The organism is Floricoccus penangensis (assembly GCF_001832885.1).
Taxonomy (GTDB): domain Bacteria; phylum Bacillota; class Bacilli; order Lactobacillales; family Streptococcaceae; genus Floricoccus; species Floricoccus penangensis.
Map to the genome: position 1 here is coordinate 98,731 of NZ_MKIQ01000023.1, position 16,849 is coordinate 115,579.

General features: G+C 33.3%; 15 protein-coding genes. 11 read left to right on the plus strand and 4 right to left on the minus strand.

Annotation, left to right across the window (positions count from 1 at the left end):
* Positions 1-78: 78 nt before the first annotated feature.
* A complete protein-coding gene (gene gltX / locus BG262_RS03795; protein WP_070787555.1) occupies positions 79-1,539 on the plus strand; it encodes a glutamate--tRNA ligase in 1,461 nt (486 codons plus the stop codon).
* A gap of 121 nt (positions 1,540-1,660) precedes the next feature.
* Here gltX and BG262_RS03800 read toward each other — a convergent pair whose 3' ends face one another.
* The 3 genes from BG262_RS03800 to BG262_RS03810 all read right to left on the minus strand — a co-directional run bounded on the left by BG262_RS03800 (position 1,661) and on the right by BG262_RS03810 (position 4,404).
* On the minus strand, positions 1,661-2,560 hold the full coding sequence (locus BG262_RS03800; protein ID WP_070787556.1) for a hypothetical protein: 900 nt from the start codon (positions 2,558-2,560) through the stop codon (positions 1,661-1,663).
* A gap of 390 nt (positions 2,561-2,950) precedes the next feature.
* Positions 2,951-3,658 (minus strand): gamma-glutamyl-gamma-aminobutyrate hydrolase family protein, encoded by a 708-nt coding sequence (locus BG262_RS03805; protein ID WP_070787557.1) that lies wholly within the window; start codon positions 3,656-3,658, stop codon positions 2,951-2,953.
* Positions 3,659-3,810: 152 nt separating this feature from the next.
* Positions 3,811-4,404, minus strand: a complete 594-nt coding sequence (locus tag BG262_RS03810) for a class I SAM-dependent methyltransferase (RefSeq protein ID WP_070787558.1) — start codon at positions 4,402-4,404, stop codon at positions 3,811-3,813.
* A 144-nt stretch (positions 4,405-4,548) separates the two neighbouring features.
* On the opposite strand from BG262_RS03810, the gene BG262_RS03815 reads away from it, so the two are divergent.
* The 7 genes from BG262_RS03815 to lpdA all read left to right on the plus strand — a co-directional run bounded on the left by BG262_RS03815 (position 4,549) and on the right by lpdA (position 11,457).
* Positions 4,549-4,839 (plus strand): LapA family protein, encoded by a 291-nt coding sequence (locus BG262_RS03815; RefSeq protein WP_070787559.1) that lies wholly within the window; start codon positions 4,549-4,551, stop codon positions 4,837-4,839.
* 111 nt (positions 4,840-4,950) lie between these two features.
* Entirely contained in the window at positions 4,951-5,409 is a 459-nt protein-coding gene (locus BG262_RS03820; RefSeq protein WP_070787560.1) for a DUF4352 domain-containing protein, read from the plus strand.
* 228 nt (positions 5,410-5,637) lie between these two features.
* Positions 5,638-6,636, plus strand: coding sequence for a lipoate--protein ligase (gene lplA / locus BG262_RS03825; RefSeq protein ID WP_083312886.1), 999 nt, complete (start codon positions 5,638-5,640; stop codon positions 6,634-6,636).
* A gap of 16 nt (positions 6,637-6,652) precedes the next feature.
* Positions 6,653-7,762: a thiamine pyrophosphate-dependent enzyme gene (locus tag BG262_RS03830; RefSeq protein ID WP_070787561.1), complete on the plus strand. Its 1,110-nt coding sequence runs from the start codon at positions 6,653-6,655 to the stop codon at positions 7,760-7,762.
* A complete protein-coding gene (locus BG262_RS03835; RefSeq protein ID WP_070787562.1) occupies positions 7,763-8,743 on the plus strand; it encodes an alpha-ketoacid dehydrogenase subunit beta in 981 nt (326 codons plus the stop codon).
* Positions 8,736-10,043, plus strand: coding sequence for a dihydrolipoamide acetyltransferase family protein (locus tag BG262_RS03840; protein ID WP_070787563.1), 1,308 nt, complete (start codon positions 8,736-8,738; stop codon positions 10,041-10,043). The genes BG262_RS03835 and BG262_RS03840 overlap by 8 nt, the downstream gene beginning before the upstream one ends.
* A 1-nt stretch (position 10,044) precedes the next feature.
* A complete protein-coding gene (gene lpdA / locus BG262_RS03845) occupies positions 10,045-11,457 on the plus strand; it encodes a dihydrolipoyl dehydrogenase (RefSeq protein WP_070787564.1) in 1,413 nt (470 codons plus the stop codon).
* Positions 11,458-12,119: 662 nt separating this feature from the next.
* On the opposite strand, the gene BG262_RS03850 is transcribed toward lpdA, so the two are convergent.
* Positions 12,120-13,418 carry a serine hydrolase domain-containing protein gene (locus BG262_RS03850; protein ID WP_070787565.1) on the minus strand — a complete coding sequence of 433 codons (1,299 nt, stop codon included), beginning with the start codon at positions 13,416-13,418 and terminating at the stop codon, positions 12,120-12,122.
* Between the two features lie 223 nt (positions 13,419-13,641).
* On the opposite strand from BG262_RS03850, the gene BG262_RS03855 reads away from it, so the two are divergent.
* From BG262_RS03855 to BG262_RS03865, 3 genes are read left to right on the plus strand one after another with little or no spacing between them, the layout of a single operon-like run.
* A complete protein-coding gene (locus BG262_RS03855; protein WP_070787566.1) occupies positions 13,642-14,376 on the plus strand; it encodes a metal ABC transporter ATP-binding protein in 735 nt (244 codons plus the stop codon).
* Positions 14,376-16,145, plus strand: coding sequence for a metal ABC transporter solute-binding protein, Zn/Mn family (locus BG262_RS03860; protein ID WP_083312887.1), 1,770 nt, complete (start codon positions 14,376-14,378; stop codon positions 16,143-16,145). Before BG262_RS03855 ends, BG262_RS03860 begins: the two co-directional genes overlap by 1 nt.
* Before the next feature lie 22 nt (positions 16,146-16,167).
* Positions 16,168-16,839, plus strand: coding sequence for a metal-dependent transcriptional regulator (locus BG262_RS03865; protein ID WP_070787567.1), 672 nt, complete (start codon positions 16,168-16,170; stop codon positions 16,837-16,839).
* Positions 16,840-16,849 lie beyond the last annotated feature (10 nt).

Below are 16,849 nucleotides of genomic sequence, written 5' to 3' on the forward strand. Positions count from 1 at the left end.
TACTATTCTATGCTAAAAAGTAAAAGGTTAAATTAGTTTAGCCTTTTATATTTTATATTTGTACAAATTGGAGGAAAAATGTCAGATAAAATTCGTGTGCGTTATGCACCATCACCAACGGGACTTTTACATATTGGAAATGCTCGTACAGCATTATTTAACTACTTATTTGCTCGTCACCACGGTGGTGAATTCATCATCCGTATAGAGGATACAGACCGTAAACGTCATGTCGAAGATGGTGAACGTAGCCAATTAGAAAACCTTGCTTGGTTAGGAATGGATTGGGATGAAAGTCCACAAAATCCAAATGAAAAATATGGACCATATCGTCAATCAGAACGTTTAGATATTTATCAAAAATATGTTGATGAACTTTTGGAATCAGGTAAAGCTTATAAATCATATAAAACTGAAGAAGAAATTGCCGCTGATCGTGAAGCTCAAGAAGCAAAAGGTCTTCCGCCTGTTTACGTGAGCGAATATAAAGGAATGACAGAAGAAGAAATTGCATCTTATATTTCTGAACGTGAAGCACAAGGCATTGAACCGACTGTTCGTATAAAAGTTCCTGAAGGATCAATTTACAAGTGGGATGATATTGTTAAAGGTGAAATCGAGTTTGAAGGTAAGAATATTGGCGGTGACTGGGTAATTCAAAAACGTGATGGATACCCAACATATAATTTTGCCGTAGTAGTTGATGATCATTTAATGGATATTAGCCATGTTATTCGTGGAGATGACCATATCGCCAATACTCCTAAACAACTTATGATTTATGAAGCGTTAGATTGGGAAGCACCAAAATTTGGTCATATGACTCTTATCATCAATAGTGAAACAGGTAAGAAACTTTCAAAACGTGATACAAACACGCTTCAATTTATTGAAGATTATCGTAAAAAAGGTTTCATGAATGATGCAATCTTTAACTTCGTTGCATTACTTGGATGGAATCCTGGTGGAGAAGAAGAAATTTTCTCTAAGGATGAATTGATTAAATTATTTGACGAAAGTCGCTTAAGTAAATCACCAGCAGCTTTTGACCAAAAGAAACTTGAATGGTTGGATAATCAATATATTAAGAATGCTGACTCAGAAGTAGTATTTGAACTTGCAAAACCTTTCTTAGAAGAAGCAGGACGCTTAGACGAAAAATCACCATATCTTGTTGATTTATATAAACCTCAACTTAAATATGGTGAAGAAATCATTGAGTTGACAGATCTTTTCTATGAAGATTTTCCAGCATTAACGGATGAAGCAAAAGAAGTTTTATCACTTGAAACTAGTCCAGTAGTCATCAAAGCCTTTAAGGAAAAATTAGAAAATCTTGATGATGCTGATTTTACTAAGGATAATATTTTCCCATTAATTAAGGAAGTTCAAAAAGAAACAGGCATTAAAGGTAAAAACTTATTTATGCCAATTCGTATTGCTGTTTCTGGTGAAATGCACGGACCTGAATTACCTGATACAATTTATTTATTAGGTAAAGATAAGGCAATTGCGCATTTAGAAGAAAATTCAAAATAAAAAAATAATCCTCAAATTATATTTGGGGATTATTTTCTATGTTGATAAATATTACTTTGTAATAAAAATCTATGGGATGGCCACCCATAGATTTTTGAAATCTCATTCCTGTTATTTGAGATTAGTTTGCTCTTGTTAATGTATAAGTTTTCCCATTTTGTGCTGTAATAGTTGCTTTGTCTTTACCATCAAAAGTCACAGATGTGTAATTATTTGACATAGCATCCCCTCCAATGATATCTCTTGCAGATATAGAATCACCTTGTATAAAGAATTCTTTGCGAGATAAATTAGCAATTCTACCTTCAGGAAAATCTTTACTAGTATCATTAATATTAATATAATCGGGATTATCAGCAACCGTGGCTTTGACTACACTTCCATCACTATTATTCCATGTTCCAATGATGTCATCAATAATATATTCAGAAGCAGGTTGAGATTTTTGAATTTCTTCTTGACTTGTTCTTACTAGATTCCACGTTTCTCCATCGTTAAATGATAAAGTCATATTATCTTTGCCATTAGAAGTAATCGTGATTGTATTTTTATCCCCAATTCCGTTTTCTAACTTTGAAGAAATGGTATTTCCATCAATCTTTGCATCGCTAATATTGAATATACCATCAGCAGACTGACCAGGTAGTTTCCCGTAACCTATAAATGTTTTTTCATAATTAGATTTAAAAGTTATATATTGACCATCAGAATTTTTCCAATACCCAAGTATATTATCAAAAGGAAATTCTGATTGTTTGTTTTCATTACTTGTTTCTGAAGGTGGAGTAGAAGTGGTATTATTAGTATTTACTTCACTACTATCAGCAGAAGTATCAGAGGCAACACTAGAAGAATTATTTTGCTCACTCTTTACTTCACTTTTCTTTGATACCTTTTTTGATACATTTGTTGAAGAAGATTTCGTAGTACTATTTGAAGTTGTATCCTTTTTATTTGAACCACATCCTACTAATGTTAGTAATGCTGTTGCAGTTAATAATGCAGTAATTGTTTTTTTCATTTTTTCTTCCTATCCTATTTCTATTTTTCTATTTAATTTTTTAAAATTTTATATTTCATTTAATCAATACGGTTTTCTCCATATAAATTCCCCCTTTAAAGCTAATCAACTTCCTTTATGTATTTATTATTACATTGTTACAGAAATATGTCAAGTATTTCTGTTATATTTCTTTGGATAGAAATTAACATTGCTAAAAATAAGGTGACTATTATAAATTCAAGGCATTCTCTAATTAAATTAATTTTTTTAAATTTTTAATCATAGTTATCTTAATAAAATAAAAACGAGAAATATCTGGATAATATTTCTTTCATAAATAATACTATCCATAAATATAAAAACCGAATACATATGAATTCGGTTTTTAAATATTTGAAAGAATGCAGATTAAAGATCATTTAGAAAATATGAAAATAGTGCCTTATCTTTATCAAAACGATGCCATGTTGCTTCAGGATGCCATTGAACTGCTATAATTTTTCTTTGTTCATCGCTGATTGCCTCAATAATTCCATCTTTTGCATGTGCAATAGCAGTAAAGTTATCAGCTAATTGCTTTATTGACTGATGATGGAAGGAATTGACCATATGTTTTTGACCAAGGAAATCCAGGACGCTGTCAGATTTAACTTCAATTGAATGTGTAGGAAAGCGTTGTTTAGTAGGTACTTGCATGTGTTTAATTTTTGTTCCTGTATAAGATACATCTTGAAATAGAGTTCCACCAAACTTAACGTTTAATACTTGTAAACCTCTACATACGCCGAAAATTGATTTTTCTTGGTCTAAAGCAGCTTCAATCAGAGCAAATTCAAAAATATCTCTTTCGGGATTAGTATTCCCTAGAAGCTTGTCAGGTTCTTCATTATAGCACTGAGGGCTAACATCTTCTCCCCCCATTAATATAAGTTTATCTACAATATTAATATAGTCAGTCGCTCTTTCAGGTTTATCATTTGGGATTATTAGAGGTATATGTCCCATGGCCTGAATAGCATCTACGAACCCTTTTCTAGTATATATTACTTTATTTCCATGAAATGGTACTTCGTCTTCACCGTAATAGGTTGTACCTGCGATACCAATAATTGCCATAATTAAATACCTCTAATCCTCTAGACTTGTGAAATAGTAGCTATTCCAACACTGTATGATAAAGGATAGCAAAAAAAACTATTTCCTACAAGGTGTTTAGGTATATGAAAAACTTATAGCTTCTTATAAATTTTTTATAAGAAAATTGTTATTTATTTTTCTGCTTGAACAATAAATAAGGTTGCATTTTCTTTCATAAATAAATTATTAGCTGAGTAAAAATTTTTAATAGTTATGTTTTTAAATTTCTCTTTCTCAAGTATTGCTTTTAGTTCCTCATGCTGGAAGCCATTATGTATCATAGGATGATTAACTTTTTCATTTTTGTCGAAATCAACAATAATTACCTTACCATTAGGATTCAAAATTTTATAAATTTTGTTAAGAATTGTTTCTGTATCTGGAATATGAATCAAGACTAGTGATAGAATTACTATATCAGCATTGGGTAATAATGTAGTATCATTTACAAGTAAAATTGAAGCATTAGAGATGTTACCAATATTAATTTTGTCAAGAGCTATTTCAAGCATTTGTTTTGAACTATCAGCTATAATAACTTTTTTGAAATTTTCAACAATTGGTAAAGATACAAGACCTGTGCCACCACCGTAATCTAGTAAAATATCATTTGAGCTATCGTTAGATAGGTATTTTGAAATTTCTAATCTAATAACATCAGCTAGCTTCTTTCGGTCATAGTTATCATAATTATTAGCCATACTGTTAAATACATTTTCAGTCATTTAAATTTCTACCTTCTATCTATCGTCAATTTAATTTATATAATAGACCAATATTATGTATTCAACAAAAAATTTAACTGAAAAAATTATAAAAATTTTGTATAATGATTACAGTAACAAATTAATTAAAAAAGGAGTATAGCTATGGAGAAGCTGAAAGAATTACTTACACCAAAGAGAGTAATAGCTATTTTAGTATTAATTGCAATTATTGTCTTTGCCTTCCAAAATTTAAATTTGGTCGAATTATCGTTTATTTTCTTTTCAATTAAAATTCCGCTATTATTTTTAATCCTTATAATGTTTGCAGTTGGTGTTATTTTGGGGTGGACTTATAAAAAAGGAGATGCAAAGAAGGCAATAAAAAACATTCAATCTGAAACTCAAAAAGAAATTTCAAATTTACAATCTCAAATTGAAGATTTAAAAAAATAATCTGGCAGTTATGCTAGATTTTTAAATTATATTTTTAAATGTTATAATTATATGTGAAAGCGATTGCGTGTGTTAATTAGAGTTTTTTGATAGTATCAAAGGAGAAAAAAGTTGAAAGATAAGAGTTACAAAAAATTTGTTTTTATTGGAATAATTTTAATTTTATTTATCTTTTTAATCGTAAAGGTATATTCTGCAGCACATCAAACAGGTGAGAATGTAAAACTTGATAATTATGAGGTACGTGTTGATAAAGTAGTAAAGAGTCAAGGCACTGATTATACTAAACCAAAAAATGGTAAGGAATTTGCTGTTGTAACTGTCACATTGACTAACAGTGGGAAAAAATCTGTTAAATATAACCCATTAGATTTTGTGCTACGAACAGAAAAGGGTGATGATATTAATGCAAATTTGAATATTGATGGTATTGATATCTTAGAGGCTGGAACGCTTAAAAAAGGCGAAAAAGTAACAGGAAATCTTGTTGGAGAAGTCAAAAAAGGTACTCGACTTCAATTAGTTTACAAAACAAATACTGAAGATGAGGTTGTTATTGATTTACAATAGAGCCTTAAAATCTAGATGAAAATCTAGTTTTTTTTATTTTTAAAATTTATTTAGTGAAATTAATAACTTTGTGAATTTTTGTTATACATCCATTGTAGAACACCTGTTAACCCTTATCAAATAAAGAAAAAACAAGCAAAAAGTTTGTAAAAATTCCCAAAATGTTTTACAATGATAATGTAAGCGATTGCTGATTTTTTTAGCAAAATATTTGTAAAGGAGATAGTCTTGAGATACGTTGTAAACGAAAATAAGACTGCACCATTTAATATTGCCATGGATGAATGGCTGCTCACGAAATTGAAACCGAGCGAGCCAGTATTTGCCTTATGGCAAAATAAGAGTGCCGTAATTGTTGGTAAGCATCAAAATACATTTGAAGAAATTAATGCATCATTCATTGAAGAAAATGGCATTGAAGTTGTTCGAAGAGTATCTGGTGGAGGAGCCGTATATCACGATTTAGGGAACCTTAATTTTACCTTCATAATACCATTAGATCATCCAGATCAAGTTGAATGGAAGAAATTTATTCAACCTATGGTAACAGCACTTCAAAAGCTAGGAATTCCTGCAGAAACAAGTGGTAGAAATGACTTACTTGTAAATGGGAAAAAAATTAGTGGTAATGCCCAAAGATACTCTAAAGGATATCTAATGCACCATGGGACACTACTATTTAATAGCGATACGGAAACTTTAGTACGTTCTCTAAATGTGAGTGATGAAAAATTTATTTCAAAAGCGGTGAAGAGTGTGCGTAGCAGAGTTGGAAACATTCATGATGTTGTTCCTGACTTAACTTTATCTGAATTTCAAGAGGCACTAACTTATGAACTTTCTGATCATAATAAAGATAAAGAAATTATCTTGACAGATGAACAATTAGCTGAGGTTCATAAACTTGAAAAAGAAAAGTTTTCTAAATGGGAATGGAATTATGGAGAAAGTCCAAAATTTAACTATCATGCACATGAGAAATTTGATGGTGGAATTATCGACCTCAAAGCACAAGTAGAAGATGGGATTATCAAATCTATTACATTTGAGGGTGATTTCCTTGATGTAGAAGATGTTGAAAATATTTTGCCTGAATTTATTGGTTTGCAATTTAGTGAACCGAAGATTCTGGAGTTGTTGGGACAGTATGAGCAAAAAAAGTACTTCGGTGCGATTAGCTCAGAAGAAGTAGCAAGTTTGTTCCATGAAGAACAGATTGAAGAATAGGGAGGAAGTAGATTCTATGAGTAAAGGTACAGAGATTCTTGATTTTAGAAAACAATTAGAAGATCAAGAAAATGAATTTCCTACATTACAAGTACTTGATAATGATGGGAAATTAGTTGACAAAGAATTGTTTGAAGAGTCTGGAATTACAGATGAAGATTTAGTGAATATCATGCAACGTATGATTAAACAATTCGTATTAAATGAACGTAGTACAAAACTTGCTAAGCAAGGTCGTCTAGGTTTCGTTGCTCCAACACGTGGTCAAGAAGCTAGCCAATCAGCAACAAGCTATGCATTCACAGATGAAGATTATTTATTACCTGGATACCGCGATATCCCACAAATGATTCATAAAGGTTATCCAATTTACAAGAACTTCTTATGGAGTCGTGGTCATTACCTTGGTGGTGAGATGGATGGAGTTAAGACTTGGTTCCCTCAAATCATTATCGGAGCTCAATTTGTTGAAGCTGCTGGTATTGCTTTAGGTATGAAGATGAGAAAGAAAAATGCTGTTGCATACACTTATACTGGTGATGGAGGATCTTCTCAAGGTGACACTTATGAAGGAATGAACTTTGCTGGTGCTTATAAAGCTAACGCGGTATTCTTTATTCAAAATAATGGTTTTGCAATCTCTACACCACGTGCACTTCAAACAGCAGCACCACACATTGCAGCAAAAGGCTGGGGAGCAGGTCTTCCAAGTATCGTAGTAGATGGTATGGATGCATTAGCTTGTTACATTTCAGCTAAAAAAGCACGTGATTGGGCAGCAAGTGGTAATGGACCTGTTTTAATTGAAACTTTATGTAACCGTTTAGAACCACATTCAATGAGTGGAGATGATCCATTACGTTATCGTACAAAAGAAGATATCGATGAAAACTTTAAGAAAGATCCTCTAGTTCGTATGCGTACTTTCCTTGAAGGTCGTAAATTATGGAGTGAAGAAATTGAAGCGGCTTATGCAGCAGAAGTTAATGCAGAAATTGACGAAGCAGTTAAGTTAGCTGATAATGCTCCAAAACAAAAAGTGTCAGACTTTATTGCAACTACCTTGGAACAACCAGGCTATGTAATGCAAGAACAAATCAAAAAATTCCAAGAGGAGGGCAAATAAATGGCAGTCAAGACATATATTGCAGCAATTACAGAAGCGCTTGATTTAGCGCTTGAAAAAGATGATAACGTCCTAATATTCGGTGAAGACGTTGGTGAAAATGGTGGAGTTTTCCGTGCGACAGAAGGCTTAAATGCTAAATATGGAAATGAACGTGTTTTCAATACACCACTAGCTGAAAGTGCAATTGGTGGAGCAGCTATTGGTCTTACAACTGAAGGATATCGTCCAGTCTTTGAAGTTCAATTCTTTGGTTTCGTATTTGAAGTTATGGATTCAATTTCAGGTCAAATGGCACGTAATCGTTTCCGTTTCCATGGTCAAAAACAATTTCCAATTGTAGTTCGTGGACCTTATGGTGGTGGAACGCATACTCCTGAAATGCACTCAGATAGCTTGGAAGGATTGATGACTCAAACACCTGGGCTTAGAGTAGTTATGCCAAGTAATCCTGCTGATGCGAAAGGTTTATTATTAGCAGCTATTGAATCAAATGATCCGGTTATTTATCTTGAAAACTTGAAACTTTATCGTTCAGTAAAAGGTGAAGTTCCTGAAGGATATTATACAACTCCTCTTGACAAAGCAGCGATTGCTAAAGAAGGATCTGATGTAACTATTATTACATATGGTGGTATGGTTCCAACAAGTCTAAGAGCTGCTGAAGAGCTTGAAAAAGATGGAATCTCAGTTGAAGTTGTTGACTTACGTACTGTTCAACCTCTAGACATTGAAACAATTGGCCAAAGTGTTGAAAAAACTGGTCGTGTAGTTGTAGTTCAAGAAGCGCAACGTCAAGCTGGTATTGGTTCAGCAGTTATGGCAGAAATTAGTGAAAGATTTATTTTAAGCTTGAAGGCTCCTATTGGCCGTGTTGCTGCACCAGATAGCATCTACCCATTTGCACAAGCTGAAAATGATTGGTTACCACAAGTTAAAGATGTTGTAAGTAAAGTTAAGGAGGTTGTAGACTATGACTGAGATTTTCCGTATGCCTGACGTAGGCGAAGGGATGCATGAAGGTGAGATTGCATCATGGTTAGTAAAAGTTGGTGATGAAGTAAAAGAAGATGATGCATTAGCAGAAGTTCAAAATGATAAACTATTGCAAGAAATTCTATCTCCTTATTCTGGTAAAGTAACAAAGATTTTTGTTGATGCCGGAACTGTTGTTGAAGTTGGTGCACCATTAGTAGAATTTGATGGTGACGGAACTGGTAGTTCAGCTGGTTCTTCAGCACCTACAGCGGTAACTGAAGAAGTGAAAGATGAACTTATTGCAGCTAGTGAATCTACTACTACAGAGTCAGCTCCTGAAGCTAAGATTACAGCCGTTGGTGCACCAGTTATAGATGGCAAAGTTCGTGCAATGCCATCTGTAAGAAAATTAGCTCGACAAAATAATATTGATTTAACTACAGTACCAGCTACTGGTCGTCATGGTCATGTAACAATCAGTGATGTTAATAACTTTATTTCTAATGGAAGTGCTTCAGTTGAAACTGCACCTGTAGAAGAAGTTACTGTTGAAACAGTATCTGATACTGCTTCTAAACCTGCGGCAGCTCCTGCTCCAGCCAAAGAAGGTCGTGTTCCAATGACTCCAGTTCGTAAAGCAATTGCTAAGAACATGGTAAGTCAAAAACAAAATGTTCCTCATGTAACTTTGTTTGATGAAGCTGAAGTATCTAAACTTATGGAACATCGTGCTAACTTCAAAGAAATTGCAGCTAAAGAAGGTGTTAAATTAACATATCTTGCTTATGTTGCTAAAGCTTTAGCAGCTATGTCTAAGAAATTCCCAGAATTAAATGCACATGTTGATATGGCTAAACAAGAAATTGTTTACCCTGATGGAATTAATGTTGGTATCGCTGTTGATACTCCAAATGGATTATTTGTACCTGTTGTTAAGAATGCTGATAGTAAATCAATTCTTGCAATTGCAGCTGAAATTTCTGATTTAGCAAACCGTGCTCGTGATGGTAAATTGACTCCTGATGTATCAACTGGTTCAACTATCACAATTTCTAATATTGGCTCAGCTCGTGGAAGCTGGTTTACACCAGTAATTAATGTTAATGAAGCAGCTATCCTTGGTTTAGGTACAATTTCTAAAGAACCAATCGTTAATGCTGAAGGCGAAATTGCTGTTGGTAACATGATGAAACTATCACTTTCATTTGATCATAGATTAATTGATGGAATGTTAGCACAAAGTGCAATGAATTATTTAAAACAATTGCTAGCTGATCCTAGCTATATGTTAATGGAGGTATAAAATGGTTGTAGGTTCACAAGCAAGAGAAGTTGACTTAGTAGTTATCGGAAGTGGCCCTGGCGGATACGTTGCGGCTATCCGTGCTGCAGAATTAGGCAGAAAAGTTGTGATTGTAGAACGTGATTACATCGGAGGAGTATGTCTAAATGTTGGATGTATACCTTCAAAAGCTTTAATCAATGCTGGTCATAAATACCATGAGCAAGTCCATGATTTAGATACAGTAATGGGTGTTCATTCAAAAGGTGCAACTTTAAATTGGGAAGAAACACTTAAATGGAAAGATGAAAAAGTAGTAAAAACTTTAACTGGTGGAGTTGGAATGCTCCTTAAGAAAAATAAAGTTGAAATTCTACGTGGTGAAGCTCGCTTTAACGATAATCAAGTACTTAACGTTATTGATGGTGATGAGTCACATTTATTAGAATTTAAATCATGTATTATTGCTACTGGTAGTCGTCCAATTGAAATTCCAGGATTTAAATTTGAAGGTCGTGTTGTAAATTCAACTGGTGCTTTGAGCTTGCCTGAGGTTCCAAAACATCTTGTAATTATCGGTGGTGGTGTAATCGGAAGTGAATTAGCCGGAGCCTATGCTAGCCTTGGAGCAAAGGTTACTATTCTTGAAGGCCTTCCACATATCCTTAATGGATTCGATGATGAAATGATCAAAGTTGCCGTTGAAGAATTCAAAGAATACGGAATTGATATCGTAACAAATGCTCGTGCTAAAGGTTCTGAACAAACTGCAGACTCAGTAAAAGTTACTTATGAAGTTGATGGTAAAGAAGAAGTAATTGAAGCGGATTACTGTCTTGTATCTGTTGGTCGTCGACCAAATACTGACTCTATTGGTTTAAACAATACAGATGTTAAGGTAAATGAACGTGGAATTATTGAGGTTGATAATCGCCAAGAAACAAGCGTTTCAGGTATCTATGCAATCGGAGATATCGTCCCTGGACCAATGCTTGCACATAAAGCTTCATATGAAGCTAAGATTGCAGCAGCTAATGCAGCAGGTGAAGATGAATTGAATTGTGCTGTTGCAATTCCTGCAGTTGCTTATTGCAATCCTGAACTGGCTACTATTGGAGAAACACCTGACTCAGCAAAAGAAAAAGGAATCGATGTTATCGTATCTAAATTCCCATTCGCTGCAAATGGTCGTGCAATCACTATGAATGCAACTCGTGGATTCGTTAGACTCTTGACTGATAAGGCTAGCCATGTTGTTGTGGGTGCTCAAATTGCAGGTCCTGGTGCTAGTGATTTGATCTCTGAATTTGCTCTTGCTATTGAAAATGGTTTAACAAGTGAAGACATTTCAATGACAATCCATCCGCATCCAACTCTTGGAGAAGCGATCATGGATACAAGTGAATTAGCAGATGGACTTCCAATCCATATCTAAGACAAGAATGATCTATGAATTAAAAAGAATCTCGGTTACAATATAAATATAAAAAGACAAAGTATCGAATACTTTGTCTTTTTAGGCCACTTGTCAACTATGTGGGTGTATAAAAATATCTGCTTAGTTAATAGAGTTTGGGTAGCACGATTAGTCGTGCTACTTTTTTTATTTTGAAAGTTTGATTCCCTTGTACAAATCATTATTCTTCTCTTGAAATTCTTGAAATTCCTATATCTACAAGATATTCTATTATCATTTTAATATTGTTATTTATAACTTCGTGTCTACCATTGCTACAAGGATGTATTATTTCATTTTGTATATCATCGCTAAATCTTCCATAGGTATAATAACAATTTTAAATTTTGGAAAAAATTTCTTTGTTTGTATATTGTTATCTTTCAAAGATTTATATCATACCTCTAGGTAATACCATATATATTTTGATAGTTTGATAATATTTATCAAGTTTAGATTGATTAGAAAGTGTTATATTATATGAATGATTCTGACGAATATAGTAATACATGAAAAGTATTTTTATCAATTTAAAATATCTTATAAGAGGAGTATATTTTTATATTTTCATAAAAAAGTATGAATGGTTTTTACCCATTCACACTAGAAATTATAGAGCCTATTTTTTATCCATAATGAGATTAAAATTTTACATAATTACCTGTTATCTGTTGATAAAAAGAAGAAATCGTAGGCTGAGTTAACTCTTGATTTCCTCGATTGCTAAAAAGAATAACAGCGTTTTTTGTATCTTTTGAAATCAAAATGGCTAACTGTTGGTAATTCATCACACCGTTCATTCGATAGGCATCACCTTGGTCATAAAAACCACCTATGTATGTGTTGCTATCGCTATATACAGGTTTCCATGCTTCTTGGAGTACTGAACTTTTTATTAAACTACCAGTTAATAATTTATTGAAAAATTCATATACATCACCAGCAGTTGAATCAATATTACCGGTTCCAAACTCACGTATAAAAATCTGTGGATCATATGGATTAGGTAAAGAATATAAATATTCTCCCGATTTTTTATATCCAGTAGCATATCCAGGCCGTTCTGGCCAATCTACATACAGACCAAAGTTCTTTAATCCCACATTATGAAAAAAGTTTTCATAATTTTCGTAATAACTTTTTCCAGTTATTTTTTCGATAATACCTGCAAGTAAGCTGTAGTTAACGGCTTGATATTTATAAGTTTTTTGCCCAGTATTTTCTACGTTTGTAACAATATAGTCCATAACTTGATCAGTTGTAGAAAAATACGCATTTCCAGGAATAGAAATTTGAAGACCAGAGTGCATCCTTATCATATCCCTTATTGTAATATTTTGGCTTCCATATATCTGAGGATAAAAGTCACTTAAAGGAGTATCGAATGATAATTTTTTTTCTTCAATTAGTTTATAAATTAAAGTAGCTGTGTATGCTTTTTGGACAGATCCAATTTGTATGTGTGAGTTAACAGTATTTAAGCGATTTTCCGAATAGTCGGCGTATCCGTATCCTTTTTGGAGAATTATTTGTCCATTTTTTATAACTAGAGCTACTCCAACAAAGCTTGCAGCATCTAGCTCAGTATCCATGTTTTGTGCTTCAGGTGCTAACACAGTCTTACTGAGATTTTGATAATTATTAGCTGGTATCGGACTTATGATTGTTCCATCTGTTGAAGTTGGAAATGTCTCTTTTTTCTCTGTACTCTGTTGAGTAGCTGATTCGGCAGTTGATTCAGAACCTTTTTCTTTACTGTTTTCATCAGCTTGTATTTCTGAATGGTGCTTTGCTTCACTTTTTGATACAATTTTAAAAATTGTATTAGTAACAAAGATGCTACTTGCCAATGATAATATTGCTACTAAAATAAGAAAAGGGATTAATTTTAACTTCCTCTTCTTTTTTTTATTATATCGCTGGCTTCTTTTTGTATCCATAATTTATATTTCCCTATGTTGTATAATATTTATTTAACTCATCTAAAAATAAAGTAACTGATGATATTCTAACATTTGTTGAAAATAAATGCATTAGATATTCATAAGTGGTTTTAAAAAGTTCATGAAAGGTCAATAACTATAATTTTTAAGGCTTGCCTAAAAATAAAATTTAGGTTAAACTAAATTTATAGATAACTAGTAAATGAAAGGAATATAATTCGTGATTAAGGTAGAAGATTTAAATGTTTCTTATAATAATATTCCCGTGCTGACTAACGTAAATTTAGAAATTCCAGATGGAGTATCTGTTGGAATTGTTGGTCCAAATGGTGCAGGGAAATCAACATTCCTAAAAGCCATCTTAGGGCTTATAAAAAAAGATATGGGAAGTATTTCGATAGATGGTATGGGAGAAAAAGATTTTCGCAAAAAAGTAGCCTATGTACCTCAAAGAAGTGAAATTGACCTTAGTTTTCCAATTACAGTAGGGCAGGTTGTTTTGACAGGAACTTATCCTAATATGAAAGTCTTTCAAAGACCAGGTAAAAAAGAAAAATTAATTGCGCAGAAAGCCCTTGAAAAAGTTGGATTGACTGAATACAGTGAAAGAGCAATATCAGACTTATCTGGAGGGCAGTTGCAAAGGGTATATATAGCACGCGCTTTAGCTCAGGAAGCTGATTATTATTTTTTGGATGAGCCGTTCGTTGGAATTGATATGGTAAGTGAAAAAATAATTATTGATATAATTCGTGAACTACGGGATCAAGGAAAAACAATTGTGATTGTTCATCATGACTTACATAAAGTTACAGAATATTTTGACCAACTTATTCTTGTTAACCGAGGTGTAGAAGCATATGGCGATGTTGAAGATACATTTACAACGGATAATATCAAGAAAGCTTATGGTAATACCATGGGTGATATTACTATCAAGGGGGTGGAAAAATAATGGATATTTTATTTAATATAGCTGACTTTTTTAACCTTCCTGTTAGTATGACAAATGCACTTATAACATCAATTATACTGGGTGTTATGTCAGGAATTCTTGGAAGTTTTATCGTTTTAAGACAGTTGTCCTTAATGGGGGATGCTCTTTCCCATGCGGTCCTTCCTGGTGTAGCAATTTCTTATCTATTGGGAATCAATGTTCTTTTTGGAGCAACTATATTTGGGATTTTAGCCTCAATTCTTATTGAATATATAACTAAAAAGTCCAAAATTAAGGCTGATACTGCCATAGGCATAATATTATCTACCTTCTTCGCTTTGGGAATAATATTAATCAGTCAGGTGAGAAGCGGTGTCGATTTGAACCATGTATTATTTGGTAATATTTTGGCAGTGACACCCGAAGAGATTTTTCAGTCATTTATTTTGATGATAGTTGTAATAGTAGTTGTAGTTGCCTTGTATAAGGAATTGATGATTACTTCTTTTGACCCAGTATTTTCTCAAGCTGCAGGACTTAATAATAGTTTTTTTCATTATTTATTAATGTTCTTACTTACAATTTTTACAGTCTCATCTCTATCTCAAGTAGGAATTGTGTTGGTGGTTGCCATGCTTGTTATACCAGCAGCAACTTCCTATCTTTGGAATAAGCATCTAAGTAGTATGATTGTAACATCATCAATTTTAGGTGTGATATTTGGACTCTTGGGTGTTGTTGTAAGCTTTAAGTACAACTTGCCAACTAGTGCGACAATTGTCTTAATCGGGGCAGCTTTCTTTATTGTTTCGTTTATTTTCTCACCAAAAAATGGAATTATAGACTATAGTAAGTTTAAGTCAGGTAACAAAAGTAAGTATTTTGCTATTGCCCTAATTCCTATTTTACTTGTTTTTGGATTTTTCTTAAGTTCAAGATTGATGAGTGACAAGAATCATGGTAAACTACAGGTTCTGGCTTCTTATTCGATTATCGCAGATATGGCTAGTGAAGTTGGAGGAGATAAGGTTGAAGTACATTCCATTGTACCAATCGGGGTTGATCCACACTCTTATGAACCCACACCAGAAGATAGTAAGTATGCTGAAAAAGCTGATCTAGTTTTTTATAATGGACTGAATCTTGAAACTGGTAAAGGATGGTTCGAAAAGCTTTTGAGCAATGGTCGAAAAACAGAGCACGCTTATGTAGTAAGTACAGGAGTGACTCCCTTCTATTTAACGGAAGACAATTCAGAGAAAACGGAAGACCCTCATGCTTGGCTTAATATTCAAAATGGTATAATCTATGTAGAGAATATTAAGGAAAAGTTAATCAAATATGATCCTGACAATAAGGACTATTATGAAAGTAATGCAAAGGACTATATTGCAAAGCTTACTGCTCTTGATGAAGAAGGATATGACAAACTTCAAACAATTCCTAAAGAGAATCGTGTTTTGGTGACTAGTGAAGGAGCCTTTAAATATTTTGCCAAGCGCTATGATATGGACGCAGAATATATTTGGGAGATTAATACTGACAATCAAGGAACGCCTGAACAGATGGTTCGTATTGACAATATCATCAAAGAAAGAAATGTTAAGGCACTTTTTGTTGAATCAAGTGTTGCACCTAAAACGATGGAAGCTGTCGCCCGTAATACAGGTAAGAAAATTGCAGCAAATCTTTTCACCGATTCTCTTGCAAAAGAGGGGCAAGAGGGGGATAATTACCTTAGTATGATGAAATGGAACATTGATAAAATCCATGATGGTTTAAAATAAAGAGAGAGGTTGAGGTGATCAAATGAAGAAACATGTGAATAATGCTAATCAAGAAGACTACCTAAAGGTTATTTATCAAAATGGAGGACTTGACGAGCACGTATCCAACAAGGTTCTTTCGCAAAAACTTCAGGTATCACCTCCTTCTGTCTCAGAGATGCTTCTTAAATTAAGTGAAGAAGATTACATAACCTATACTCCATACAAGGGTGCTATCTTGACTGATAAAGGCGCAGAAGTTACTGCGACGACCATTAGAAACCATCGCATATTCGAAAGATTTTTATATGATAGTTTAGACTATTCGTTAAGAGAGGTTCACACGCTTGCTGAAGAGCTTGAACATGTAAAAGATCTAGACTTCTTCGATAAACTATACAATTTTCTTGGACAGCCTGAAACTTGTCCACATGGAAGTATGATTAATAAAGATAAGATAATTTTTGAAAAATATACTGACCCATTGAGTTCTTTCGAAATTGGTTCACAAGTTGAAATAAAACGATTTGATGATAGTAGCAAACTTCTTGAATTTGTTGAAGAAAATTCCCTTGGACTAGGGCAAACAGTAAATATTTTAGAGAAAAATGAAGAAGATGATCAAGTGGTCATCAGCATGAATCAAAATGAACTTGTGGTTCCTCTTGCCTTCGCTCTTAAGATATTTGTAATTCCGTTAGAAAATCAAAATTAATATATTGAAA